This is a genomic window from Azospirillum sp. UENF 211521 (genome assembly GCF_058780535.1).
Window position 1 is genome coordinate 1557537 of the sequence record NZ_JBSNCF010000002.1, and the last position, 24542, is coordinate 1582078.

Here is a 24542-nt window from a genome sequence, read left to right on the forward strand (position 1 = left end):
CTCAGCGGGTGCCGGTGTGGGAAACGGCGGCCTGGAAGGCCAGCATGACGCGGTCCAGCAGGAAGCCGATCAGGCCGATGGTGAAGACCGCCACCATGATGCGGGCGAGCGAGGAGGAGGAGCCGTTCTGGAACTCGTCCCACACGAACTTGCCGAGGCCGGGGTTCTGGGCCAGCATCTCCGCCGCGATCAGCACCATCCAGCCCACGCCCAGCGACAGCCGCAGGCCCGTGAAGATGTAGGGCAGCGCCGAGGGCAGCACGAGCCGGCGCACCATCGTCGGGCCGGAGAGTTGCAGCACCTTGCCGACATTCATCAGGTCCTTGTCGATGGAGGACACGCCGACCGCCGTGTTGATCAGCGTCGGCCACAGCGAGCAGAGCGTGACCGTGATGGCGGAGGTGAGGAAGGATTTCTCGAAGGTCGGGTTGTCGCTCGACACGGTGGCGCTGACCACCATGGTGACCAGCGGCAGCCAGGCCAGCGGCGACACCGGCTTGAAGATCTGGATCAGCGGGTTCATCGCCGCGTTGACCGTGCGCGACAGGCCGCAGGCCACCCCCAGCGGCACCGCCACCAGCGCGCCGAGCAGGAAGCCGGTGAAGACCGTCTTCAGGCTGGTCAGGATCTGGTCGAGGTAGGTCGGCTTGCCGGCGTAGGGGCGGGTCTTTACCTCGGCGCTCGGGTCCTTCGCCAGCAGCTCGGCGTTGCGCTTGGCCTGCCGGTCGTAGAAGGCGGCCTCCTTGGCGCGTTCGGCCTGATGGTCGGCGTGCAGGACGCCGACCTGCTCCCACACCTGGGCCGGGCCGGGGATGGCGCCCAGGCTGGTGTTCACCTGCGGCGCCAGCCACGCCCAGGCGGCGAGGAACAGCATCAGGGCGGTCAGCGGCACGCCCATCTGCTGCCACAGCTCCCGCCCCTGCTGGCGCGGGCTGTCGCCGGCGGCCATGCGGAGCAACGGGCTGAGCCAGCCGAGCCCGACGATCTGCATGGTCGCGGCGGCACGGTTCAGGCCATGGGCGAGGCGGGCCTTGCGCCGGGCGCGCATCGCCTCGGCGGAGGAGAGGGTGGAGGCTTCGGTCACGCTGGTCATGGGGTGATCTTTCTGTTTGGCGCGGGGCGCCGCGGCCCCCCTCCCAACCTCCCCCCGCTTCGCAGGGGGAGGAGTGGATTCCCTCCCCTGCGTAGCGGGGGAGGGTTAGGGTGGGGGCCCGTCGCGACCACTGCGCAGGTCATCCGGGGAGAAAGGCGCTCAACCGCCGACCAGTTGGCCGCCCTGCACCGCCTGCCCGCCCTTCAGGCCGATGGGCAGCTTCGTCAGGTACTCGTTGGGCTTGCGGCCGTCGTAGGCGATGCCGTCGATGAAGCCCTCGTCCAGCGGCTTGTAGCCGTCGCTGGCCCAGGGAAAGTCGGCCTCCTTGGCCTTGCCCTCCTCCACCAGCAGCCGCGCGGCCTTCAGGTAGATCTCCGGCTTGTAGACCTTGCGGGCGGTCTCGTCGTACCAGGAGTCCGGCTTGGCCTCGGCGATCTGGCCCCAGCGGCGCATCTGCGTCAGGTACCAGACCGCGTCGGAATAGAAGGGATAGGTGGCGTTGTAGCGGAAGAAGACGTTGAAGTCGGGAACCGCCCGCTTGTCGCCCTTCTCATACTCGAAGGTGCCGGTCATCGAGTTGGCGATGACCGTGGCGTCGGCCCCCACATACTCCGACTTCGCCAGGATCTTCACCGCCTCGGCGCGGTTGGCGTTGCCGTTCTCGTCCAGCCACATGGCGGCGCGGATCAGCGCCTTGACCAGAGCCAGATGGGTCTTGGGATTCTTGGCGGCCCAGCCCTCGGTGACGCCGAAGACCTTCTCCGGGTTGTTCTTCCAGATCTCGGTGTCGGTGATGACCGGCACGCCGATGCCCTTCATCACCGCCTGCTGGTTCCACGGCTCGCCGACGCTGTAGCCGAAGATGGTCCCGGCCTCCAGCGTCGCCGGCATCTGCGGCGGCGGGGTGACCGACAGCAGCGCGTCGGCCTGAATCTGCCCCGACACGTCGTTGGGGGCGTAATAGCCGGGGTTGATGCCGCCGGCGGCCAGCCAGTAGCGAAGCTCGTAATTGTGGGTGGAGACGGGGAAGACCATGCCCATGGTGAAGGGCTTGCCCTCCGCCCGGTACTGGGCGATGACCGGCTTCAGCGCGTCCGCCTTGATCGGATGCAGCGGCTTGCCGTCCGGCCCCTTGGGCAGGTTGGGCTTCATCCGCTCCCAGACCTCGTTCGACAGGGTGATGCCGTTGCCGTTGAGGTCCATTGAGAAGGCGGTCACCACGTTGGCCTGGGTGCCGAAGCCAATGGTGGCGCCCAGCGGCTGACCGGCCAGCATGTGGGCGCCGTCCAGCTCCCCGGAGATCACGCGGTCGAGCAGCACCTTCCAGTTGGCCTGCGGCTCCAGCGTCACCGACAGGCCCTCGTCCTCGAAGAAGCCCTTCTCCGCGGCGATGGCGAGCGGGGCCATGTCGGTCAGCTTGATGAAGCCCAGCTTGAGCTGGTCCTTCTCCACGTCGAGCGGAGCGGCCTGGGCGGAGCCGAGCGCCAGCGCCAGCGTGGCGGCGGCGGACAGCAGGGCGGTGCGGGGGGAGGCGGGCAGTCGGGTCACGGCTCGGATCACGTCTCGCGTCACGTTGGTCGCTCCATCTCTCGTTCCGGACCCCCGCGGCACGCCCGACCTCGATCCAACGCCCCACCGGCGACGCGCCGTTGAGGGCTCTCCAGCCATGAAGGGCTGTCGAACCGGGTCAGCGACGGTGCCGAGGGGCCCAACCTTGGGCGTATGGGATGGACGCGTCGCCGTTGGCGCGTCCCGCCGTTCCTCTCGCAAGGACCATGCCAAAGGCTGAAACGGCGTCCAAACAGAGCCAAAAGTCTTTGTTTCTGCGGCTTTGACGCGAGTTGCCTATTCTTTGTGCTAGTACCTTGGTGGTGACGCGTTGCACAAATTGTCGGCTTTCGGACCGCTTTTTGGTCGAAGCGGGACAAAAGCGCGTGTTCCGGTCCCGACATTCCCGTCCCGCATCCGCGCGGGCGAGGTCGTAAAAACGGCGGAAATCCGCTGTTCTGGCCCCTTTCTCATACCTTGGTGCCGGTGTTGGCACGCGGATTGCCAGAAGGACGGGCAGATCAGGGCCAGGGCAACGGCGCCATGGCCGGTTCGACGGCGAACCATCCGGACAACGGCGTCCGAAACCCTGGGAATCCCGCGGGAGTCCCCAGGGCTTCGGGCGCCTTTTTCTTTTCGGCCTCGCGGCCTCGCAAGAGGGCACACAGCATGAGCACGCACACCAATCCACCGACGAAGCGCGAACGGCTGGTCGTCGTCGGCAACGGCATGGCCGGCATCCGCACGCTGGAGGAACTGCTGGCCAAGGCGCCGGACCGTTACGACATCACCGTCTTCGGCGCCGAGCCTCATCCCAACTACAACCGCATCATGCTCTCCCCCGTGCTGGCCGGGGAGAAGACCTTCGAGCAGATCGTGCTGAACGGGCGCGACTGGTACGAGGCCAACGGAATCAATCTGTTGACCGGCGACCGGGTGGAGGTGATCGACCGGGCGAACCGCACCGTCACGGCCATGTCCGGCCTGACCGTGGGTTACGACAAACTGCTGATCGCCACCGGCTCCACCCCCGTCATCATCCCGGTTCCGGGCTCCACCCTGCCCGGCGTCGTCGGTTTCCGCGACCTCGCCGACGTCGACACGATGCTGGAGGCGGCGGCGAAGGGCGGGCGCGCCGTGGTCATCGGCGGCGGCCTGCTCGGGCTGGAGGCGGCCAATGGGCTGACGGTCAAGGGCATGGACGTCACGGTCCTGCATCTGATGGACACGCTGATGGAACGGCAGCTCGACCGCTCCGCCGGGGCGCTGCTGCGGCACGAACTGGAAGGCCGCGGCATCGCTGTGCTGACTGGTGCCGACACTGCCGAAATTGTGGGCAACGAGAAAGTTTCCGCGGTTCGCCTGAAAAATGGGCAGGAGCTTCCCGCCGATCTGGTGGTCATGGCCGTGGGCATCCGCCCGAACACGACGCTGGGCAAGGCGGCGGGGCTGGCCTGCGGGCGCGGCATCCAGGTGGACGACGCCATGACCACCTCCGATCCGGCGATCCTGTCGGTCGGCGAGTGCGTGGAGCACCGCGGCCAGACCTACGGCCTCGTCGCCCCGCTGTTCGAGATGGCCAAGGTCGCCGCCGCCCGGCTGGCCGGCGGTGCGGAGGCCGCCTACACCGGCTCCGTCACCTCGACCAAGCTGAAGGTGACGGGGGTGGACGTCTTCTCGGCCGGCGACTTCACCGGCGGCAAGGACTGCGAGGACATCGTGTTCCGCGACGCCGCCCGCGGCGTCTACAAGCGCGTGGTGGTCAAGGAGAACCGCATCCTCGGCGCCGTGCTCTACGGCGACACCAAGGACGGCGGCTGGTACTTCCAGATGCTGAAGGACGGGACCGAGGTGGCGCCGGTCCGCGACACCCTGATCTTCGGCCAGAGCTTTGGAGGCGAGGGGGCGGCAAACCCTAAGGCCGCCGTTGCGGCGCTCCCCGACAGTGCGGAGATCTGCGGTTGCAACGGCGTGTGCAAGGGCACCATCGTCACGGCGATCACCGAAAAGGGCCTGTCCAGCCTGGACGAGGTGCGGGCTCATACCAAAGCCTCGGCCTCCTGCGGAAGCTGCACCGGTCAGGTGGAGCAGCTCCTGGCCCTGACGCTGGGCGACGGCTACGCGGGCGAGGCGAAGGCCAAGCCGATGTGCAAGTGCACCGACCGCACCCACGACGAGGTGCGTCGGGCCATCACCGCTCTGGACCTGAAGTCCATCCCCGACGTGATGCAGCGGCTGGAATGGCGCACGCCCGACGGCTGCCACCATTGCCGCCCGGCGCTGAACTATTACCTGCTCTGCGAATGGCCGGGCGACTACAAGGACGACAGCCGGTCCCGTTACATCAACGAGCGCGTCCACGCCAACATCCAGAAGGACGGCACCTACTCCGTCGTCCCGCGCATGTGGGGCGGGCTGACCAGCGCGAAGGAGCTGCGCGCCATCGCCGACGTGGTGGACAAGTTCGCCATTCCCACGGTGAAGGTGACGGGCGGCCAGCGCATCGACCTGTTCGGCGTGAAGAAGGAGGATCTGCCCGCGGTGTGGGCAGACCTGAACGCTGCCGGCATGGTGTCCGGCCACGCCTACGCCAAGGGGCTGCGCACGGTGAAGACCTGCGTCGGGTCGGAATGGTGCCGCTTCGGCACGCAGGACAGCACCGGCCTGGGCGTCAAGCTGGAGCGGATGACCTGGGGCACCTGGACCCCGCACAAGGTGAAGTTGGCCGTCTCCGGCTGCCCGCGCAATTGCGCGGAGGCCACCATCAAGGACCTCGGCGTCGTCTGCGTGGACAGCGGCTACGAGCTGCATGTCGGCGGCAACGGCGGCATGCATGTCCGGGCCTGCGACCTTCTGGTGAAGGTGGAGACCGAGGCGGAGGTGCTGGAATACACCGGCGCCTACATGCAGCTCTACCGCGAGGAGGCCCGCTATCTGGAGCGCACTGCCCCGTGGGTCGAGCGCGTCGGGCTGGACCACATCAAGCGGCGGCTGGTCGAGGACGCTGAGGGCCGCGCGGCGCTCAACGCCCGCTTCCTCTTCTCCCAAAGCTTTTCGCAGGACGATCCGTGGGCCGAGCGGGCCAGCGGGTCGGTCGACCGTCACGAATTCGCGCCGCTCGCTCAGGTGGGGTAACGACACATGGATCAGAGCATTTCCTGGATCACCGTCGGCTCGGTCGAGGACATCCCCCGCCAGGGCTCCCGCGTGGTGCGGACCGGCTTCGGCGACATCGCCCTGTTCCGCACCGTGGCGGACGAGGTCTACGCGCTGGAGGACCGCTGCCCGCACGCCGGCGGCCCGCTGTCGCAGGGCATCGTCCACGGGGCGCGGGTGACCTGCCCGCTGCACAGCTGGGTGATCGACCTCGCCAGCGGCGAGGCGGTCGGCCCCGATGAGGGCTGTGCCGGCCACTGCCCGGTGCGGGTGGTGGACGGCGCGGTGCAACTCGGGCTGGCCGCCTTCCGTCCGGGACGCGGAGGCTGCGGCCATGGGTGAGGAAAGGCCCTATTCCCCTCTTTCTTCCCCCTCTCCCCCCGGGGAGAGGGTTGGGGTGAGGGGGTTGCGCGTGTCGGTACGTTCGGCACAAGCGCAACCCCCTCACCCTCCCCTCTCCCCGGAGGGGAGAGGGAAATCGCGGCGGGGAAGCCCATCCGCACCACCTGCCCTTACTGCGGCGTCGGCTGCGGCGTGCTGGCCTCCGTCTTCAGCGACGGCACCGTCTCCGTCTCCGGCGATCCCGACCACCCCGCCAACCGGGGGAAGCTCTGCTCCAAGGGCACCAACCTGCCCGACACGCTGGGCCTCGGCGAGCGTCTGCTGCACCCGGAGGTGGACGGGCGGCGCGTCGCCTGGGACGAGGCCATCGCCGCCGTCGCAACGCGTCTCTCCGACACCATCGCCAGGCACGGGCTGGACTCGGTGGCCTTCTACGTCTCCGGCCAGTTGCTGACCGAGGACTATTACGCCGTCAACAAGCTGGCGAAGGGCTTCCTCGGCACCGCCAACATCGACACCAACTCGCGCCTCTGCATGGCCTCCAGCGTGGCGGGCCACAAGCGCGGCTTCGGCGCCGACGCGGTGCCGGTGACCTACGAGGATCTGGAGGAAGCCGATCTGGTCGTGCTGGTCGGCTCCAACCTCGCCTGGTGCCACCCGATCCTGAACCAGAGGCTGCTGGCGGCCAAGCACACGCGCGGCACCCGCATCGTCGTCATCGACCCGCGCCGCACCGCCACGGTGGACGGGGCCGACCGTCACCTGCCCATCCGACCCGGCACCGACGCCCTGCTGTTCAACGGGCTGCTCGTCCATCTCGCCGACAACGGCGTTCTGGACGCCCGCTTCGTGGCCGAGCACACCGCCGGTCTGGCCAAGGCGCTGGAGGCCGCCCGCGCCGACGCCCCCTCCCCCGCCCATGTCGCCGCCCGCTGCGGTCTGCCGCTGGCCGAGATCGAGGCCTTCTACGCTGAAGTCGCAACGGTCCGCCGCACCGTCACCGTCTATTCCCAGGGGGTGAACCAGTCCTCCCAGGGGACGGACACGGTCAACGCCATCCTGAACGTCCATTTCCTGACCGGGCGGATCGGCGCGCCGGGCATGGGGCCCTTCTCGGTCACCGGCCAGCCCAACGCCATGGGCGGTCGGGAGGTCGGCGGGCTCGCCAACCAGCTCGCCGCCCATATGGGGTTCGAGCCGGAGTCGCTGGACCGGCTGCGCCGCTTCTGGAACGCTCCGCGCGTGGCCGACAAGCCCGGCCTGAAGGCGGTGGACCTGTTCCGCGCGGTGGAGGCGGGCACGGTCCGCGCCGTCTGGGTGATGGCGACCAACCCGGCGGTCAGCATGCCCGACGCCGCCCGCGTCCGCCGCGCGCTGGCCAAATGCGAAACCGTCATCGTCTCCGACTGCATCGCCGACACCGACACGGCGCGGCTGGCCCACATCCGCCTGCCCGCCGCGGGCTGGAGCGAGAAGGACGGCACCGTCACCAACTCCGACCGGACGATCTCCCGCCAGCGGGCCTTCCGTCCCCTGGCGGGCGAGGCGCGGCCCGACTGGTGGATCGTCACCCAGGTCGCCCGCGCGATGGGCTTCGCCGACGCCTTCCCCTTCGAGACGCCCGCCGCCGTTTTTCGCGAGCACGCCGCCCTCTCCGCCTTCGAGAACGACGGCACACGGGCCTTCGACATCGGCGGCCTCGCCAAGCTGTCCGACGCTGAATTTGAAACGCTCGCTCCCGCCCCCTGGCCGCGGCGGGTCGGCGAGGGTCCGACGCGCCGTCTCTTCACCGACGGGCGCTTCTTCACCGAGGACGGGCGGGCGCGCTTCATCCCGGTCATCTCCCGCCCCCTGCCCCGCTCCGTGGAGCCGGGTTCGCTGATGTTGAACACCGGCCGCCTGCGCGACCAGTGGCACACCATGACGCGCACCGGCCTGTCGCCGCGCCTGTCCGCCCACGCGCCGGAGCCCTGCCTGGACCTGCACTCGCAGGACGCCGCGGCGCGCGGCCTGGCGGACGGCGCCCTGGTCAGCCTCTCGACTCCCGTCGGCACGGCCCTGGCCCGGCTGCGCGTGACCGAGGCGCAGCGGGTGGGGGACGCCTTCCTGCCCATGCACTGGACCGACCGCTTCACCGCCGCCTGCGTCGTCGGGCGGCTGGTCGACGACATGGCCGTGGATCCCATGTCGGGCCAGCCGGACCTGAAGCGGATGCCGGTGACGCTCACCCCCTACCCCGCCGCCTGGACCGGCTTCCTGATCGCCCGCGAGCCGGTGGAGCCCACCCATGGCGGCTACTGGTCGCGCCGCGCCGTCCCCGGCGGCCACCTGATCGAACTGGCCGGCGAGGGCGCCCTGCCCGCTCCGGAGACGCTGGCGTTCGGCTTCGCCGGGGCGACGGTCGATTACAGCGACGCGGCCCGCGGCGTGCTGCGCCGCGCCTGGGTGACCCACGACCGGCTTGAGGCCTGCCTGTTCCTGTCCACCTCCGGTGGTTTGCCCAGCCGGGGCTGGCTGGTCGAACTGCTGTCGGCGGAGGCGCTGGACGGTGCCGCCCGCCGCGCCTTGCTCTCCGGCCGCTCGCCGGTTCCCACGGCCGACGAGGGACGGACGGTCTGTTCCTGCTTCGGCGTCGGCGTCAACCGCCTGATCGCCGCCATCCAAAGCCAAGGTCTGACCACGGTCCAGGAGGTCGGAGCGGCCCTGCGGGCCGGGACCAACTGCGGCTCCTGCATCCCCGAACTGAAGGAGATCCTTGCCGATGCCCAGCGCAGCCATGTGGCTTGACGGTCTTGTCTCCCGGTCCGGAGGCAAGCGTTTCAACTTCATCGTCGCCCTGCGCGCCGCGTTCGGCTCGGCGCTGCGTCCGCGCACGGCCCGCCGCGTCGCCCGCGCCATCCCGGAGGTCTCCGGGCGGACGCCCCACGTCACTTTGGTTGGTGCCGGGCCGGGGGACCCCGACCTGCTGACCGTCGCGGCGGCGCGGGCCATCGCGCAGGCCGAGGTGATCCTCTACGACCATCTCGTCGGGCCGGGCATCCTCGCCCTGGCGCAGCCGGGGGCCGAGCTGATCTGCGTCGGCAAGCGGTCGGGCCGGCACTCCCATTCCCAGGAGGCCATCAACGCGCTGATCGCAGCGCAGGCCCGCAGCGGGCGGCGCACCGTCCGGCTGAAGGGCGGCGACCCGATGATCTTCGGCCGGGCCGGCGAGGAGATCGAGCATCTGGAGCGTATCGGAATCAGCGTGTCGGTGATCCCCGGCATCACCGCAGCGCTCGGCTGCGCGTCGAGCGCCGGGCTGTCGCTGACCAAGCGCGGCGTGTCGCGCGCCGTCACCTTCGTCACCGCCCACGCCCGCGAAGGCGACGCGACCGAGCCGGACTGGGCGCGGCTGGCCGACCCCAAAGGCACGCTGGCGATCTACATGGGGCGTGAGGCCGCCCGCCGCGTCGGGCGCGGCCTGACCGCCGGCGGGCTGTCCCCTGACACGCCGGTTCTGGCGGTGGAGAACGGCTGCCGTCCCGACGAACGCCACCACCGCACGACGCTGGGCGCCATGGCCGAGCGGGGCGTGGCGGCGGGCGACGGCCCGACGCTGCTTTTGATCGGCTGGGCGCTAGAGAGCCGGGCGGCGCACGCCGGTGATGCCCTCGGCGCGGGCGGTCACGTCGGCCAGGGGCTCGGTCACGACTGACATGGTGAAGACGGTGGCGTGCAGCAGCGTGGCGCCGTCCAGCATGATGCCGACATGGCCGGGGAAGAACACGACGTCGCCGCGGCGGTAGTCCATCCCCTGCCCGTCCGTTGAGACCATCGGTCCCAGCCGGTCGTCGTTGCGCTGCATCCCGCTGCTGTGGTGGGTGGTGATCCCCGCCGCGCGCAGCGCCACCTGGACGAGGCCGGAGCAGTCGATGCCGAAGGCGCTCCGCCCGCCCCAGACATAGGGGGTTTCCAGGAAGCGCAGCGCCGTCTCCACCGGGACGCGGTCCTGCGGCACGGCTACCGGCTCCAGCCGCTTGCCGAAGGTCCACAGCCCGTTGTCGAGCCGGACCCAGCCGCTATCCAACTGTTCCGCTACGGTCACCAGACTGCCGAAGCTCAGCGCCCCCACCGGCACCGCCTTGTGGGTGGGCGCCGGGTGCAGGTTCGCCACGCGCCCGGACACGCGGTGGGTCGGGGAGACCGGCTCCGTCAGGTCCGTGCCGGGGGGAAGCCAGCCGACATGGCCATCGGTGCGGTTTTCCACCTTCACCCAGTCGCCATCCCGATCGAGCGGCGTACATGTTTCACCGAACAGCATCTCGCTGGTTTGCGGGACGCCGTGCCTCGGCTGTTCCAGAAGAACGGCCAGCGGAGCGGCGAGCCGGCGAATTGGGGTGGTCAGTGCATCGGTCATGCCGGTCACGCTAGAGCCCGCCCCGCCGGAATGCAAGCCAGAGGACCGTTCCGGACAATCCTCCGGGAGATGGGGATTTGCTATGGATTTGACGCTTTTCGACAGGAGAGTGCGATGGGCAACCGTGTGAGGCGTCTGGGACTCGCGGCGGCGGTGGGCTCATGCCTGCTGGCCGGTGTGGCCACGGCGCAGACGGCCTCCCAGGCGGCCACCCAAGGCCCCCTGCGGCTCCTGCCGCAGCCCAGTCCTTCTCCAGCGGTGGAGCCGTCTTCTCCCCCGTCGAGCCTCGTTCCACCGCAGCCGGCGCCGGCAACCGCGGTGGTCCGGCCGGGTCAGCCCGCGGCCAACCCTGCGCCCATCCCGCAGGCGGCCCCGAGCGCTGACCCGGCCCAATTCACTCCGCCGACGCACCGCCCCCAACCGACCGACCGGGTCGCGGCGGTGCGCGCCTTCTATGACGCCTTGGGGCAGGCGGACGCCGCGCGGGCCAACACCTACGTCATTCCCGAAAAGCGGGGCAGCGGGGCCTACGACATCGCGTCGATGAACCGCTTCTACGGCAACATGAGCGTCCCCATCCGCCTGCTGGCCGCGGAGGCCGCCGGGCGGGATGCCGTGCGCGTGCGCTACCACTATGTCCATGTGAGCGGCCGCGCCTGCGACGGCGCCGCCGAGGTCGCGCTGGCCGAGCGCGATGGGCTGGCGCTGATCGAGCGCATCAAGGCCCTCAACGGCTGCTGAGGTCTTGTCCCCTCTCCCCTCCGGGGAGAGGGTTAAGGTGAGGGGGATGCGCGTGACGTCACGTCCGGCACACGCGCAACCCCCTCACCCTCCCCACGCCGTAGGCGTGGGTCCCCTCCCTCTCCCCGGAGGGGAGAGGGCTACCGTGCCCGTCCCATCGGCTTGCCGGCCTTGGCCGGCGCCCGGCGGCCCTTGCCCGCTTGCTGGGTGTAGAAGGTCTTGCCCGGCTTCGGCTTGTCCGTCTTTCCCACGCCCCCCGTCGTCTGCCAGGCCGGAACGAGCTGGTGCTCGCCCGGCCCGATCAGGTCGCTGCGGCCCATCGCCTTCAGCGCGTCGCGCAGCACCGGCCAGTTCTCCGGGTCGTGGTAGCGCAGGAAGGCCTTGTGCAGGCGGCGCTGCTTCAGCCCCTTGGCCGAGAACACCGTCTCCGAGCCCTCGCGGCGGATCGGGCGCAGCGGGTTGCGGTCGCTGTGGTACATCGCCGTGGCGAGCGCCATGGGCGAGGGCAGATAGGTCTGCACCTGATCGGCCTTGAAGCCGTTCCGCTTCAGCCACAGGGCGAGGTTCATCATGTCCTCGTCGCTGGTGCCGGGGTGGGCGGCGATGAAGTAGGGGATCAGGTAGAGCTTCTTGCCCGCCGCCTTGGCCGCCTGCTCGAACATCTCCTTGAAGCGGTCGTAGGTGCCGATGCCCGGCTTCATCATCTTGGACAGCGGGCCGGGCTCGGTGTGCTCCGGAGCGATCTTCAGATAACCGCCGACATGGTGGGTCACCAGCTCCTTTACATATTCCGGGCTGCGGACGGCGAGGTCGTAGCGCAGGCCCGAGGCGATGTTGATCTTCTTCACGCCGGGGATGGCGCGCGCCTTGCGGTAGAGCTGGATCAGGTCGCTGTGGTCGGTGTTCAGGTTCTTGCAGATGTCCGGGAAGACGCAGGACGGGCGGCGGCAGACCTTCTCGATCTCCGGGTCCTTGCAGGCCATGCGGTACATGTTGGCGGTCGGCCCGCCCATGTCGGAGATGACCCCGGTAAAGCCCTTCACCTTGTCGCGGATCTCCTCGATCTCCTTGAGGATCGAGCCCTCCGACCGGCTCTGGATGATGCGCCCCTCATGCTCGGTGATCGAGCAGAAGGAACAGCCGCCGAAGCAGCCGCGCATGATGTTCACCGAGAAGCGGATCATCTCCCAGGCCGGGATGCGCGCGTCGCCGTAGGCCGGGTGGGGCGCGCGGGCGTAGGGCAGGCCGTAGACCCCGTCCATCTCCGCCGTGGTCAGCGGGATCGGCGGGGTGGTCAGCCAGACCTCGCGGTCGCCGTGCCGCTGCACCAGCGCGCGGGCGTTGCCGGGGTTGCTCTCCTGGTGCAGCACGCGCGAGGCGTGGGCGTAGAGCACCTTGTCGGCGCTGACCTGCTCGAAGGAGGGCAGGCGCACCACCGTGCGGTCGGCCCCGGCGGCGCGGGGGGCGGCGGGGGTCAGCTCGTCGATGCTGCTGCTGTCGATGACGGTCCAGCCGTCCGGCACGCGGCTGCGGACGATGGAGGTGCCGCGGACGTCGTCGATCTCCCGCGCCTTCTCCCCGGCGGCGATGCGGTGGGCGACGTCGATGATCGCGCGCTCGGCGTTGCCGTAGCACAGGATGTCCGCCTTGGAATCCACGAGGACGGAGCGGCGGACCTTCTCGCTCCAATGGTCGTACTGGGCGATGCGGCGGAGGCTCGCCTCGATGCCGCCGAGCACGATGGGCACGTCCTTGTAGGCCTCGCGGCAGCGCTGGCTGTAGACGATCACCGCGCGGTCGGGCCGCTTGCCGCCCTCGTCGTTGGGAGTGTAGCTGTCGTTGTGACGCAGGCGGCGGTCCGAGGTGTAGTGGTTCACCATCGAGTCCATGTTGCCGCCGGTCACCCCGAAGAACAGGTTCGGCTTGCCCAGCGCCTTGAACGGCTCCGCGCTGCTCCAATCCGGCTGGGCGATGATGCCGACGCGGAAGCCCTGCGCCTCCAGCAGCCGCCCGATGATCGCCATGCCGAAGCTGGGATGGTCGACATAGGCGTCGCCCGTCACCACGACGATGTCGCAGGAATCCCAGCCCAGCCGGTCCATCTCCGCCCGCGTCATCGGCAGGAAGGGCGCCGGCCGCCGGGCCTCCGTCCGGTGCCGGGGGAGGGAGAAGATGTCCCGCGCCGCCGGAACGGCGACGGTGGGCGTGGCTTCGTTGAGCATGACGCTCTCCGTTCGGGCCGCCGGTGCGCGGGACGCGCGGCCGGGGCGGGGTGCTTGATGGTCGGGTGCCGGTTTCATACCGGCAATGTCCGGCATGGTCCACCGCGCGAGTCCCTACGGAAGTGCCGCGGCGCGGTCAAGGATTGCCTGACCGTCGGGGTCAACTTTATACGCGATTATGACGCCGTGATGTGTGCAGCCGGGCCTCCATCGGCAAGGGGCCACGGGAAAGAGGGGCCGCAACAGGTGTTCCGGCACCCTGTTGGGAAGGGCGGAGATGCAAGCCTCACTCACGGATAGGAATTGTTCATGAGCACCGACAAGCGTTACGGCGACCAGCGCGACGAGCCGCTCGACATCAAGAACACCCGCGCCGACCCCGATATCGACGAGGAAAAGATGGGCTTCCAGAACATCGAAGGGCCGGGTGCCGAAACCAGAAAGGATAAGGCGCCAAAGGAGAGGGCGCCGGGCACGGACGACTCTCCGGACAGCGCACCCCAGCCGTGAATGGGACCCCCACGGGCACCACGGGCGTTGTTCGTTGGAAGCACAACAAAACGGAGGTTCGCCATGGCTGATGAGAAGACACCGGACAACCCGCCCGAGGCGGGGGCCGGGAAGGATGCCCCGTTGGATGACAAGACCAAGACGCCCGGCGACGGGACGCTCCAGGACGCCGTTCCCGCCGGAGCCACGTCCGACGAGCTGCGGCGTCGGGCCGAAGAGGATGACGGGTCCGTCCAGCCGGGCACCGGCTGACGCGTCGTCGGCGTCGTCGGTTTCATCATACGACGTCGTATGAGAGCTACCGGGTGACGCTCTCACCCGCGGGCGCGGCCAGTCCGACCATGGCATAGCTGCTGCGGATGGCCGCGTCCAGCGTCGGGGGCAGCGGCTGGATGCGCTGCTCCCGCGCCGCCCGGCGGGCGAAATCGGGGTCCGCCGCCAGGGCCCGTGTCGCCGCCGCCTTGGCCTCGTCCATCCGGCCCATCTCCACATAGGCGACGGCCAGGGCGGCCTGGGCAGGCGCGGCGGCGGTCACCTCGAACTCCAGCTTGGTGCTGTCCGGGTGGCCGTGGCGCTGGAGGGCGAGGCTGTAGGCGGGCAGGAGCCGTTCCCGCTGCGCCGGGTCGCGCTCCATGGCCTGTTCGAGCAGGGGCAGGCCTTTCGCGGATTGTCCGGCTTCGACATGCCACAGGCCGAGGTCGCCCAGCACATGGGCGTTTCCGGGCGACGCCTGAAGGGCGCGGTGCCCGGCGGCGAAGCAAGGGCCGTATTGACCGCGCAGGCAGTAGGCGGTGTAGAGCGCCGTCAGCGGGCGCAGACCGGCCGGCTCCAGTTCGGTGGCGCGCAGGGCGGCGGCCAGCGCGTCATTCAGGGCGGCCTCGTTCCGGTCCACCCGATAGGCGTCCGATTGCAGAAGGGACAGCGCCGACCAGAAGCGGGCCGCCTCGCCGGCGCTGGTCGCGAGAGCGCTGGCCGCGGAGGTCAGGCAGCCGCTCAAGGCGCTCCGCTCGGCCGGCTGGGTCTCGTGCCGTCCGGTGGCGAGGGCGGCGCACTCGCGCGGCGACAGGCTGGCGGCCGGTTTGGCGCGCAGGCGCGCGGTGACGGCGGGCAGCAGAGGGCCTTGCGGAGCGGTCATCGGCTCGATGATGCCGGCCGCCAAGGCCTGCGGCATCGGCACGCCCTGCGGTCCGGACGGGTGGTCCAGGCTGGTGGACCACAGCACCGTCCCGGTGGCGAGGTCGGTGAGATGCACGACCAGACGCACCGCCGCGTCGTGACCCTGAAGGCTGCCGGACAGGCGAAGTCCGTGATGGGGCGGGGCAGCGGTCAGTGGCGGATCGATCCGCACCGGCAGGTCGGTCCGGTTGGCGAGGCCGCCAGCGATCTCGTCGGTCAGCATGGCAGCGAGGGCGGCGTCCTCCGCCGACTGCCCGGTGGTTCGGAAGGGACCGACGACGAGGGTCAGGGACGTGGTGTCCCTTGCCGACGGGAGCGCCGACGGGGGTACCGATGCGGGCGTGGGCGCGGGTGTCACGGGCTCGCTGTCCCGAGGCTCCACGCCGGCCATGATCGGGTGGGGGCCGAGCGCCAGCGCCTCCTCCAGCTCGGCGGGCGTGGCGAGGGTCCGGCCGACCAGCAGGCCGGCCAGCGCGACCGCGATCAGCACCACGGCGGCCAGCCCGGCGAGGCGCGGAGACATGGCGCGCCGGGGCGGGTCCCCGGCCGGCACGGCGCGGGGGGCGGGCAGGGCGGTGGGCGGTTCTTCGCTCATCCGCTCGAAGCGGGGGGCGTAGCCGCCCTTCGGCACGACGATGCGGATCGGGTCGTCGCGGCCGGCGGTCAGATAGTAATGCTCCAGGCTGCGGCGCAGCCGCCCGGCCTCCAGCCGCACGATGGGGTCGGATTGCGGGTCGAAGCTCGGCTCGCGGTTGAAGACGCTGACGGCGATGCAGTAGGCCTTGATCTGCTGCGCCCGCCCGTCCAGGCACTCCTCGACCACATAGCGCAGGAAGCGGCGGTTGCGCTCCGACGCGTCGAAATGGTCGCTCGCCAAAATCCGCTCAAGCTGAGTCCTGACGGCACGATCATCCAATGCCCACCCCTGCGCGGGCGGCGTTTCCTCGGTCATTCGTGACATCTCCCGAACGTTGAGACAGACGACGTGCGATCTTTCTCAAAAGGGGTGGGTCGATGTGTTGCCGGCATTCTTTCATCGGGAAAAATTGATGTCCATCAACCCTGTGCTTTTAGGCCGGGCGCTATTCCCGAAGTCCGCTCCGATCTCTGTTCGTTGGGGTGGGGCGCTCATCCGAAGGTGGAGGCGGCCCGGCCGAAGGCGGCGAGGACCACCCCCGCCGAACGGGGCGTAAACTACCGTATGCTACCCGCCGCTGCGGAACGGTCGGGCCATTGTCCGGGTTACCCGCCGCCGGACAGGGGACTCGACAGGGAAGGGTCCGAACGATGGCTGAAGACCCTTCCCGTTCCCACGGCACGCCTGGATCACCGACGCGCGTCCCCCGCTGTCATCAGCGCGTGCCGACATTTTCCGGTTTTCCCTGTTCACGGCTTCGGTAACGCAACGCACCGGTGGTTCCATGCCTTTTCTGTCTTCGTCTTTTTTGCCGTCCCTGAACGCTTCCTCCCTTCGCTCTCCCGCTTCCCACCCTCAAGCGTCGTCCCCAAAATCCCGGATGGCCCAGTCCGCCGCCGCCGCGCTGACGCGCCGCGGCATCTTCGGGCTGGGGGCTGCCGTCGCGGTCGGCGTCTGCAACAGCCGCAGCGCCGCGGCGTGGGAGCCGGCGCCGGAGCGCACGCTGCGGATCTACAATTGTCTGACGGGAGAAAGCTTCGACGGCGTCTATTGGGCGGAGGGGCGCCCGATCGCGGAGGCGATGGCCCGCATCGACTGGGTTCTGCGCGACCATCGCAGCGACGACTGTCACCGCATCGACCTCGCCCTGCTGAACCGGATGTCGGAAATGCAGGAAAAGTTGGACAGCCAGCATCCGTTCGAGGTGCTGTCGGCCTTCCGCTCCAAGGAAACCAACCGCCGCGTGAAGGGGGCGGCGTCGGGCAGCCTGCATCTGCAGGGGCGGGCGGTCGACCTGCGTTTGCAGGGTCGGCGCGCCGTGGACCTCTACCGCTGCGCCCTCTCCTTCGGTGACGGCGGGGCCGGTTGCTACGCCAAGCGGAACTTCGTCCATGTCGACACAGGGCCGACGCGGCGCTGGGTTGGGGCCTGAGGAACAGCGGGGCGGAATCGGGACTTTTCGTCGCAGAACCTTTTGCCAGGGGGCATCGGGCGAAGGGCATTACGCCGATGGATGGATTGTGCGCAGGACGGAGGAAGCGCACCATAGCCCGAAAAAGAAGGCCATACGATTAGGCCAATGCTCTTTGGGAGGAGCCCATGCTAACCCCAACCGACCTTGCGGACCCCCGGGGCCGCAGCTTGTCGGCGCGCCGTCACCCACTCACCGATCCGGCCCGGATGGCCCAGGCCCGCACGCTGGCGGGCTGGATCGCCGTGATCGCCGAGGACCGCGGCCTGGACGAGCGGGGCGTGGCGGCCGCCACCGGCCTGGACATCGAGGATGTCCGGGCGGTTCTGGGCGGCACCGTGTTCATGATGCCCGTGAGCACGCTCGACCGCGCCCTGCGCCGCCTGGAAGGCCGCCCGCACTGAGGAGCCGCAGAGCCCCGCCTTCCCCCGTTGGCCCGGGAGGATCGGCACAGGAGGACCGCATGAACCACCACGTCCGCAAACGGAGCAGCGCCATGGACCGTACGGAGAAACGCGACGCCATCACTCGCATCCGCCACGCCGCCGAACAGCAGGGGCTGGACGCCGGCGATCTGGCCCGCATGACCGGTCTGGCACCGGGGCACGCCCGCGCGATCCTGTCCGGTTTCGGCTCGACGGTTCCGCGCGCGGCTTTGGACCAGACCCTTACCGTCCTGCCGGAGTGATGGAACGCTCGTGACGGCACGCTGAAATGGAAACGGCGGCGCACCGGGTGCGCCGCCGTTTCCATATAAGATGTGCTGTGGCTCAGGCGACCGAGAGCACGTCCAGATAGACGTTCGCCGGCTCGGTCAGGTGAATGCGGTACAGCATGCCTGTCTGGTCGACGATGATGCTGGCGACGGGGTTCTTCGCGGCCATGTCGGTGACGGCGGCGCGCACGTTGCGCGGCAGGCTGTCGAGTTCGACGTCGCGGTAACCGTTCTTGTCGGAGAACTTGATGGTCTTCTGGCCCATGGTCAGGCGCCTTGTGCATATGCTCTGTTTGCGGTGGGCGGACCATGATCCCGCCGGGTTAAGGAAGCACTAACCAAAAACCGCGCAAACGCAGGACTGATGAGCGGCGGCTGCATCGGTGTCCTTGGAATAATTCGCGCGGCACTTTGCCCCCACCCTTCCCACGGCTTTGCCGCGGGCCCCTTCCCTCCCCCGCTTCGCAGGAGAGGGAGGCTTGTCCCCTCCCCTGCGAAGCTCTCGCGCAAACCAGAGGTTTGCGCTGACGCGGCAGGCGGACCTTTGGTCCGCCGAGAGCGGGGGAGGGTTAGGGAGGGGGCATCAACTTACCCATGAAAACTACCCATGAAAATGCTCGAACACCCGCCGGGCCAGCGCGGCGCTGATGCCGGGGGTGGCCTCCAGATCCTTCAGCCCGGCCGAGGCCACCGCGGTGGAACTGCCGAAATGATGCAGCAGGGCCTTCTTGCGCGACGGGCCGACGCCGGGGATGCCGTCGATGCGGGTGTGGTCCATCGCCTTCAGGCGGCGGGTGCGGTGGGCGTCGATGGCCGTCCGGTGGGCCTCGTCGCGCAGCCGTTGCAGGAAGTAGAGGACCGGGTCGTTGGGCTCCAGCCGGAAGGGCTCGCGGTCCGGCAGGAAGAAGCGCTCGCGCCCGGCGTCGCGGTCCGGTCCCTTGGCGATGGCGGCCAGCGGAACCCCCGCGATGCCCAGCCCGTCGAGAACCGCGCGGGCGGTGTTCAATTGGCCGAGGCCGCCGTCGATCAGCACCAGATCGGGCCATTGGCCGCCGCTGCGCTGCGGGTCCTCGCGCAGGGCGCGCCCGAAGCGGCGAGTCAGCACCTCGCGCAGCATCGCGTAATCGTCGCCGGCCGCGGCGGGGTCCTTGATGTGGAAGCGGCGGCACGCGTTGCGCTGGATGCCCTCCGGCCCGGCGACCACCATGGCGCCGACCGGGAAGGCCCCCTGGATGTGCGAGTTGTCGTAGATCTCGATACGGGTCGGAGTTTTCGGAAGGCCGAAGACGCGCGCCACCCCGGCCAGCAGCTTGCCCTGGGCGGAGCGTTCGGCCATGCGGCGGCCATGCGCCTCGCGCGCGTTGGTCAGGGCGTGTTCGACGACGCGGCGCTTGGGGCCGCGCTGCGGGACCTCGACCTCCACCCGCCGCCCGGCGGCGAGCGTCAGCGCCTCGGCGAGCAGGGCGCGCTCTGCGATGGCGTGGCTGAGCAGCAGGTGGCGGGGCGGCGGCGCGCCTTCGTAGAGCTGCGCGGCGAAGGCGGCGAGGATCGCGGCGGGCTCGTCCTCCCCGTCATGCCGGGGAAAGAAGGCGCGGGTGCCCTGGTTGCGCCCACCGCGGAAGAAGAAGGCCTGGACGCAGGCGGTCCCGCCCTCGGCATGGACGGCCAGCACGTCGGCGTCCTCCAGCACGCCTTCCAGATTGATGTCCTGGCGGCTCTGCAGGGCGGTCAGGGCGCGGATGCGGTCGCGCCAGCGGGCGGCGTCCTCGTAGGCCAGCCGGTCGGAGCAGTCCATCATGTGACGGGCGAACTCCGCCTGGACGGCGGCGCTGCGCCCGGTCAGCACGTCGCGCACGCCCTGCATCTGCGCGGCATAGTCCTCCGCCGAGACGCGGCCGACGCAGGGGGCGGAACAGCGCTTGATCTGGTGCTGAAGGCAGGGCCGCGTGCGCGCGGTGAAGGTGGCGTCGTCGCAGTTGCGCAGCAGGAAGGCGCGCTGCAACGCCCCGATGGTCATGCCGACCAGGGCAGGGGAGGCGTAGGGGCCGAACAGGTCGCGCTTCTTCCCATGCCGGTCGGCACTGCCGCGATGGTGCATCAGGCGCGGAAATTCGTGACCCTCGCCAAGCGCGATGTAGGAGAAGGAGCGGTCGTCCTTCACCAGCACGTTGAAGGGCGGCAGCAGGCGGCGGATCAGGTTCGCCTCCAGCAGGAGGGCCTCCGCCTCGGTGTGGGTGGTGACGAACTCCATGGAGCGGGTCAGCGCCACCATGCGGCGGGTGCGGTTGGGCAGCCCGTCCGTCCGGGTGTAGCTGGCCACCCGGCGTTTCAAGTTCTTCGCCTTGCCGACATACAGGATGCGCCCGTCCGCCCCGATCATCCGGTAGACGCCGGGCGTGTCCGGCAGCGTCGGCAGGGTGGCGCGGATCACCGCGACTCCATCCATCGCCCTATTCCGGTGTGTTAACCACGATGGGCCGGAAGGAAGCAGGGGAACGAACCGTGGACAAGGGACAATCGTCGGCCCTGTCCTTCCGGGATAAACTCATTCCGCCGTCTGCCGCTCCACGCCCGCATCGGCGTCCGGGCGGGTGCTGTCGCGGACGACCAGCTCGCAATCCAGCCCGTGGTGCGGCTGGGCCACCGTGGTGCCGTTCAGCCGGGCCAGGATCTGGCCGGCGGCCAGTTCGCCGATCTCGCGCTGCGGTGGGCGGACGGTGGACAGCGGCGGCAGGCAGGCGGCGCTGAAGGTCAGGTCGCCGAAGCCGATCACCGCCAGATCGTCGGGCACGCTCAGCCCGCGCCGGTTCGCCTCGAACAGCACGCCCAGCGCCATGGCGTCGTTGGAGCAGACCACCCCGTCGATGTCCGGATGCAGCGCGAACACCTCGTCGATCAGCCAGATGCCGACGGGGGTCGAGGCGGTGTCGGGGGCGGTGAAGGCGATCGGCTCGTGCAGGCCGCGGCGGCGCACCTCGTCCTCATAGCCGTCAGTGCGGCTGCGCACGCGCATGTCCTGGTGCACGGCGGCGCCGATGTAGGCAACCTTGCGGCTGCCCTGGTCGTAAAGGTGGCTTGCCTGCCGGCGCCCGACCTCGAAGTGGGAAAAGCCGACCGTCATGTCCACCGCCGGGGTCTGGGCGGAGGGGATGTCCCACATCTCCACCACCGGCACACCGGAGGAGCGCAGCATGGCGCGCGTCCGCTCGGTGTGGTGCAGGCCGGTGACCACCACCGCGGCGGGCGACCAGGCGAGGAAGGCGCGGATCAGCTCCTCCTCGCGCTCCGGATCGAACTCGCTGACGCCGAGCAGCGTCTGGTAATGGGCGGTCTGGAAGGCGCTTTGCAGCGTGTTGTAGGTCTCCGCGAAGAAGGAGTTGGTGATGGAGGGCAGGATCACCCCCACCGTCCGGCTCTTCGCCGCGGCGAGGCTGCCCGCCACGAGGTTGGGCACGTAGCCGAGCTGATCGATCACCGTCCGCACACGGGTCGCCAACTCCTCCGACACCGCCTCCGGCTTGCGCAGATAGAGCGAGACGGTGCTGGGCGACACGCCGGCGGCGTTGGCCACGTCCGTCATGGTCAGCCGCTGGGTGGCGCGGCGGGTTTTCTTGCGGATGGGCTTGGCGGGCTTCGGCGGGATCGGCTTGGCGGGCGGCTGTGCGGTCATTCTCGTCCTTCCCTGCGGCGAACCCCGCCGCGCGGCGTGGCGGCATCATAGCACGCCGTTGGAAAAGCGGGGGAAAAGCGGGAACGGTCAGGGCGCGGCATGGGGTTCCGCCTCGGCCGGCGCCGTTTCCGCCAGGGCGGCGCGCGCCTGCTCCGCGAAGAAGTCGATGAAGACGCGGATCTTTGCGGGCAGCAGGTTGCGGTGGGGGTAGAGCACGGCGAGCGTCACCGGCTCCGGCGGGCAGTGCGGCAGGACGACGCGCAGATCCCCACGGCGCAGATGGTCGGCGACTTCCCATAATGGTTTCAGCACGATGCCTTCCCCGGCCAGCGCCCAGCCGGTCAGCACGTCGCCGTCGTCGGCGTCGAACTGGCCGGACACCGGCAGGGTCATCGGGCCTTGCGGGGTGTTCAGCGTCCACTGGAACTGCTGCGATCCGGGAAAGCGCAGCAGCAGGCAGTGGTGGGACAGCAGCTCCTCCGGCCGGGCCGGCACGCCCCGCCGCTCCAGATAGGACGGCGCGGCGCAGAGCACCCGCGGCAGGTCGGCGATCTTGCGCGCGACGAAGCTGGAATCCTTCAGCGGCGCCATGCGGATGGCGACGTCGGTCGCCTCGCGCAGCAGGTCGAGCAGATGGTCGGACAGGCGCAGCCGCAGGTCCACCTGGGGGTAGGCGGCGTGGAAGCGCGGCACCATCGGGGCGAGGATGCGTCGCCCGAAGCCCAGCGGCGCCGTCACCCGCAGGCTGCCCACCGGCGCCCCGCCGATGGCGCCGACGCTGCTCTCCGCCCGCTCCGCCGCCTCCAGAACCTCCAGGCAGTGTTCGAAGAAGACCTTGCCGGCCTCGGTGAACTGCACCTGCCGGGTGGTGCGGTTGAGCAGGCGGGCGTTCAGATGCTCCTCCAGGCTTTGCAGCCGGTGGCTGACCACGGCGGGCGACAGGCGCAGGCTGCGCCCGGCGGCGGACAGGCTGCCCAGTTCCACCACCCGCACGAACACCCGCATGTTCTCCAGCAGCGCCACGCTTCTTGGCCCTTTCCCCACACGCCATGGGGAATCCTCCCACCTTTCCGTTTTTTTTGAAAGTGCTGGCGCACGCATCCGCTTCCCCGCTGCGCTGCGGCAACCGTAGAGTTCAGGGTGGGGATCACCGAACGGAAGAGGCCGCGACGCATGGAGCCGATCGTCTGGGAGTGGGTCAATTTTCTGGTGCGCTGGCTGCACGTCATCACAGCCATCGCCTGGATCGGGTCGAGCTTCTATTTCATCCACCTCGACCTGTCCCTGCGGCGGCGCGACGGCCTGCCCAACGGCGTGGCGGGGGAGGCGTGGCAGGTCCACGGCGGCGGCTTCTACAACATGATGAAATACACGGTCGCCCCGCCGGAGCTGCCGGAGAAGCTGACCTGGTTCAAATGGGAAGCCTACGCCACCTGGCTCAGCGGCTTCTGCCTGCTGTCGGTGCTCTACTACCACGGCGCCGCGCTTTACATGATCGACCCGGCGGTGCTGGACATCCCCTGGTGGGGCGCGGTGCTGCTCAGCCTGGGCGCGCTGGGGCTGGGCTGGCACGTCTATGACCGGCTGTGCAAGTCGCCGCTCGGCAAGGACGACGTGAAGCTGGCGGCGGCGGGCTTCGTCTTCCTGGTGCTGGTCGCCTGGGGCCTCAGCCATGTCTTCAGCGGGCGGGCGGCGATGCTGCATGTCGGCGCGCTGATCGGCACGATGATGTCGGCCAACGTCTTCCGCATCATCATCCCCAACCAGACCAAGGCGGTGGCCGCCATGAAGGCGGGGCAGGTGCCCGACCCGGCGCTGGGCAAGCAGGCCAAGCAGCGGTCGCTGCACAACAATTACCTGACCCTGCCGGTCGTCTTCCTGATGATCTCCAACCACTACCCGCTGGCCTTCGGCACGCGCTACAGCTGGGTGATCGTCGCGGTGGTGCTGGTGGTGGGGGCGGTGATCCGCCACTTCTTCAACAGCCGCCACGCCGGCAAGCCGGCGCCCTGGTGGACCTGGGCGGTGGCCGCCGCGGGCGTCGCCGTCATCGTGGGCCTGAGCGCCGCCGGGACGCGGACCGAGAGCGCCGCCGCAGCACCGGCCAGGGTCGAGTTCGCGCAGGTGGAAGAGGTGGTGCTGTCCCGCTGCTCCATGTGCCACGCGGCGCAGCCGGTGTGGGAGGGGATCGGCGTGGCGCCGCGCGGCGTGATGCTGGACAGCGCGGAGGCGATCGGCCGCCACGCCCCTCAGATCCGCGTCTGGGCGGCGCTGTCCGACGCGATGCCCCCCGGCAACGTCACCGGGATCACGCCGGAGGAGCGCCGCCTGCTCGCCGCCTGGACCGATCAGCTTCCCCGGTAGGTCGAGTAGCTGTAGGGGGAGACGAGCAGCGGCACATGGTAATGCTGGTCCGCGTTGGCGACGCCGAAGCGGATCGGCACCACGTCGAGGAAGGCGGGTTCGACGATCTCCAGGCCGGAGGCGCGGAAATAGGCGCCGGCCTCGAACACCAGCTCATAGACGCCCGGCGTCAGGTCGGCCCCGGCGAGGAGCGGCGCGTCGCAGCGCCCGTCGGCGTTGGTGCGCGTCTGGGTCAGCCGCTCCCGCTGGTCTCCGTCGATGCGGTAGAGGGTGACGGCGATCCCGGCGCCGGGCCGTCCGTGCGTCGTGTCGAGAACATGGGTGGTCAGGCGCCCGCTTCCGGACATGGGTTTCTCCTCGCCATGGAATGCCGCGAAGAGACCTTATACCGCACCCCATGCCGCACCGCCGCGCGGTCCGAACGGGGCCTGCGCAAAAAGACTTTCAAACGGATCGAAAAAGCGGACCTCGGCGATTGCGGTTATGCTGCGGGGCAGGGGA

The 24542-nt window shown here is 69.7% G+C and carries 21 protein-coding genes; 11 read left to right on the top strand and 10 right to left on the bottom strand.

Annotation, left to right across the window (positions count from 1 at the left end):
- Position 1: 1 nt before the first annotated feature.
- Both ACWPN5_RS23800 and ACWPN5_RS23805 read right to left on the bottom strand, forming a co-directional pair.
- Positions 2-1093 (bottom strand): ABC transporter permease, encoded by a 1092-nt coding sequence (locus ACWPN5_RS23800; RefSeq protein WP_492297739.1) that lies wholly within the window; start codon positions 1091-1093, stop codon positions 2-4.
- Between the two features lie 159 nt (positions 1094-1252).
- Entirely contained in the window at positions 1253-2641 is a 1389-nt protein-coding gene (locus ACWPN5_RS23805) for a CmpA/NrtA family ABC transporter substrate-binding protein (protein WP_492297741.1), read from the bottom strand.
- A 669-nt stretch (positions 2642-3310) separates the two neighbouring features.
- Here ACWPN5_RS23805 and nirB point away from each other — a divergent pair.
- The 4 genes from nirB to cobA all read left to right on the top strand — a co-directional run bounded on the left by nirB (position 3311) and on the right by cobA (position 9833).
- Complete coding sequence (nirB, locus tag ACWPN5_RS23810) at positions 3311-5776, top strand: nitrite reductase large subunit NirB (RefSeq protein WP_492297743.1); 2466 nt, start codon at positions 3311-3313, stop codon at positions 5774-5776.
- A 6-nt stretch (positions 5777-5782) separates the two neighbouring features.
- A complete protein-coding gene (nirD, locus tag ACWPN5_RS23815; protein ID WP_014197984.1) occupies positions 5783-6139 on the top strand; it encodes a nitrite reductase small subunit NirD in 357 nt (118 codons plus the stop codon).
- A 192-nt stretch (positions 6140-6331) separates the two neighbouring features.
- Positions 6332-8926: a molybdopterin-dependent oxidoreductase gene (locus ACWPN5_RS23820; protein WP_492297745.1), complete on the top strand. Its 2595-nt coding sequence runs from the start codon at positions 6332-6334 to the stop codon at positions 8924-8926.
- On the top strand, positions 8901-9833 hold the full coding sequence (gene cobA / locus ACWPN5_RS23825; protein ID WP_374191493.1) for a uroporphyrinogen-III C-methyltransferase: 933 nt from the start codon (positions 8901-8903) through the stop codon (positions 9831-9833). The genes ACWPN5_RS23820 and cobA overlap by 26 nt, the downstream gene beginning before the upstream one ends.
- Here cobA and ACWPN5_RS23830 read toward each other — a convergent pair.
- Positions 9756-10535, bottom strand: coding sequence for a C40 family peptidase (locus tag ACWPN5_RS23830; RefSeq protein ID WP_492297748.1), 780 nt, complete (start codon positions 10533-10535; stop codon positions 9756-9758). The two genes, cobA and ACWPN5_RS23830, sit on opposite strands and share 78 nt — an antisense overlap.
- Positions 10536-10649: 114 nt before the next feature.
- Here ACWPN5_RS23830 and ACWPN5_RS23835 point away from each other — a divergent pair, with 114 nt between their 5' ends.
- Entirely contained in the window at positions 10650-11276 is a 627-nt protein-coding gene (locus ACWPN5_RS23835) for a hypothetical protein (protein ID WP_492297750.1), read from the top strand.
- 140 nt (positions 11277-11416) lie between these two features.
- Here the strand turns inward: ACWPN5_RS23835 and ACWPN5_RS23840 are convergent, their stop codons facing one another.
- On the bottom strand, positions 11417-13498 hold the full coding sequence (locus ACWPN5_RS23840) for a YgiQ family radical SAM protein (RefSeq protein ID WP_492297752.1): 2082 nt from the start codon (positions 13496-13498) through the stop codon (positions 11417-11419).
- Between the two features lie 309 nt (positions 13499-13807).
- On the opposite strand from ACWPN5_RS23840, the gene ACWPN5_RS23845 reads away from it, so the two are divergent.
- On the top strand, positions 13808-14008 hold the full coding sequence (locus tag ACWPN5_RS23845; RefSeq protein WP_145689159.1) for a hypothetical protein: 201 nt from the start codon (positions 13808-13810) through the stop codon (positions 14006-14008).
- A 63-nt stretch (positions 14009-14071) separates the two neighbouring features.
- Positions 14072-14260, top strand: coding sequence for a hypothetical protein (locus tag ACWPN5_RS23850; RefSeq protein ID WP_492297754.1), 189 nt, complete (start codon positions 14072-14074; stop codon positions 14258-14260).
- A 46-nt stretch (positions 14261-14306) separates the two neighbouring features.
- On the opposite strand, the gene ACWPN5_RS23855 is transcribed toward ACWPN5_RS23850, so the two are convergent.
- Positions 14307-16136, bottom strand: a complete 1830-nt coding sequence (locus ACWPN5_RS23855) for a hypothetical protein (protein WP_492297755.1) — start codon at positions 16134-16136, stop codon at positions 14307-14309.
- A 565-nt stretch (positions 16137-16701) separates the two neighbouring features.
- Between ACWPN5_RS23855 and ACWPN5_RS23860 the strand changes: the two genes are divergently transcribed.
- The 3 genes from ACWPN5_RS23860 (at position 16702) to ACWPN5_RS23870 (ending at position 17980) form a co-directional block, all read left to right on the top strand.
- On the top strand, positions 16702-17253 hold the full coding sequence (locus ACWPN5_RS23860; RefSeq protein WP_145689161.1) for a YcbK family protein: 552 nt from the start codon (positions 16702-16704) through the stop codon (positions 17251-17253).
- A gap of 248 nt (positions 17254-17501) precedes the next feature.
- Complete coding sequence (locus tag ACWPN5_RS23865) at positions 17502-17696, top strand: hypothetical protein (protein WP_014197998.1); 195 nt, start codon at positions 17502-17504, stop codon at positions 17694-17696.
- Positions 17697-17755: 59 nt separating this feature from the next.
- On the top strand, positions 17756-17980 hold the full coding sequence (locus ACWPN5_RS23870; protein ID WP_247888444.1) for a hypothetical protein: 225 nt from the start codon (positions 17756-17758) through the stop codon (positions 17978-17980).
- An 82-nt stretch (positions 17981-18062) separates the two neighbouring features.
- On the opposite strand, the gene ACWPN5_RS23875 is transcribed toward ACWPN5_RS23870, so the two are convergent.
- From ACWPN5_RS23875 to ACWPN5_RS23890, 4 genes are all read right to left on the bottom strand, one after another.
- Positions 18063-18272: a hypothetical protein gene (locus tag ACWPN5_RS23875; RefSeq protein WP_014198000.1), complete on the bottom strand. Its 210-nt coding sequence runs from the start codon at positions 18270-18272 to the stop codon at positions 18063-18065.
- A 336-nt stretch (positions 18273-18608) separates the two neighbouring features.
- Positions 18609-20453: an excinuclease ABC subunit UvrC gene (gene uvrC, locus ACWPN5_RS23880; protein WP_492297758.1), complete on the bottom strand. Its 1845-nt coding sequence runs from the start codon at positions 20451-20453 to the stop codon at positions 18609-18611.
- A 99-nt stretch (positions 20454-20552) separates the two neighbouring features.
- The gene (locus ACWPN5_RS23885) at positions 20553-21677 is read right to left on the bottom strand and encodes a LacI family DNA-binding transcriptional regulator (protein ID WP_145689164.1); all 1125 of its coding nucleotides are present in this window, start codon (positions 21675-21677) and stop codon (positions 20553-20555) included.
- A gap of 87 nt (positions 21678-21764) precedes the next feature.
- A complete protein-coding gene (locus tag ACWPN5_RS23890; RefSeq protein ID WP_492297761.1) occupies positions 21765-22700 on the bottom strand; it encodes a LysR family transcriptional regulator in 936 nt (311 codons plus the stop codon).
- A gap of 150 nt (positions 22701-22850) precedes the next feature.
- Between ACWPN5_RS23890 and ACWPN5_RS23895 the strand changes: the two genes are divergently transcribed.
- Entirely contained in the window at positions 22851-24041 is a 1191-nt protein-coding gene (locus ACWPN5_RS23895) for a urate hydroxylase PuuD (RefSeq protein ID WP_492297763.1), read from the top strand.
- On the opposite strand, the gene uraH is transcribed toward ACWPN5_RS23895, so the two are convergent.
- Positions 24026-24388, bottom strand: coding sequence for a hydroxyisourate hydrolase (gene uraH, locus ACWPN5_RS23900; RefSeq protein WP_492297765.1), 363 nt, complete (start codon positions 24386-24388; stop codon positions 24026-24028). The two genes, ACWPN5_RS23895 and uraH, sit on opposite strands and share 16 nt — an antisense overlap.
- Between the last annotated feature and the right edge of the window lie 154 nt (positions 24389-24542).

Coding starts and splice junctions, on each gene's coding strand:
- ACWPN5_RS23800 (WP_492297739.1), bottom strand. CDS start 1,093: ATGACCAGCGTGACCGAAGCCTCCACCCTCTCCTCCGCCGAGGCGATG.
- nirB (WP_492297743.1), top strand. CDS start 3,311: ATGAGCACGCACACCAATCCACCGACGAAGCGCGAACGGCTGGTCGTC.
- nirD (WP_014197984.1), top strand. CDS start 5,783: ATGGATCAGAGCATTTCCTGGATCACCGTCGGCTCGGTCGAGGACATC.
- cobA (WP_374191493.1), top strand. CDS start 8,901: ATGCCCAGCGCAGCCATGTGGCTTGACGGTCTTGTCTCCCGGTCCGGA.
- ACWPN5_RS23830 (WP_492297748.1), bottom strand. CDS start 10,535: ATGACCGATGCACTGACCACCCCAATTCGCCGGCTCGCCGCTCCGCTG.
- ACWPN5_RS23835 (WP_492297750.1), top strand. CDS start 10,650: ATGGGCAACCGTGTGAGGCGTCTGGGACTCGCGGCGGCGGTGGGCTCA.
- ACWPN5_RS23840 (WP_492297752.1), bottom strand. CDS start 13,498: ATGCTCAACGAAGCCACGCCCACCGTCGCCGTTCCGGCGGCGCGGGAC.
- ACWPN5_RS23845 (WP_145689159.1), top strand. CDS start 13,808: ATGAGCACCGACAAGCGTTACGGCGACCAGCGCGACGAGCCGCTCGAC.
- ACWPN5_RS23850 (WP_492297754.1), top strand. CDS start 14,072: ATGGCTGATGAGAAGACACCGGACAACCCGCCCGAGGCGGGGGCCGGG.
- ACWPN5_RS23855 (WP_492297755.1), bottom strand. CDS start 16,136: ATGACCGAGGAAACGCCGCCCGCGCAGGGGTGGGCATTGGATGATCGT.
- ACWPN5_RS23860 (WP_145689161.1), top strand. CDS start 16,702: ATGGCCCAGTCCGCCGCCGCCGCGCTGACGCGCCGCGGCATCTTCGGG.
- ACWPN5_RS23865 (WP_014197998.1), top strand. CDS start 17,502: ATGGCCCAGGCCCGCACGCTGGCGGGCTGGATCGCCGTGATCGCCGAG.
- ACWPN5_RS23870 (WP_247888444.1), top strand. CDS start 17,756: ATGAACCACCACGTCCGCAAACGGAGCAGCGCCATGGACCGTACGGAG.
- ACWPN5_RS23875 (WP_014198000.1), bottom strand. CDS start 18,272: ATGGGCCAGAAGACCATCAAGTTCTCCGACAAGAACGGTTACCGCGAC.
- uvrC (WP_492297758.1), bottom strand. CDS start 20,453: ATGGATGGAGTCGCGGTGATCCGCGCCACCCTGCCGACGCTGCCGGAC.
- ACWPN5_RS23885 (WP_145689164.1), bottom strand. CDS start 21,677: ATGACCGCACAGCCGCCCGCCAAGCCGATCCCGCCGAAGCCCGCCAAG.
- ACWPN5_RS23895 (WP_492297763.1), top strand. CDS start 22,851: ATGGAGCCGATCGTCTGGGAGTGGGTCAATTTTCTGGTGCGCTGGCTG.
- uraH (WP_492297765.1), bottom strand. CDS start 24,388: ATGTCCGGAAGCGGGCGCCTGACCACCCATGTTCTCGACACGACGCAC.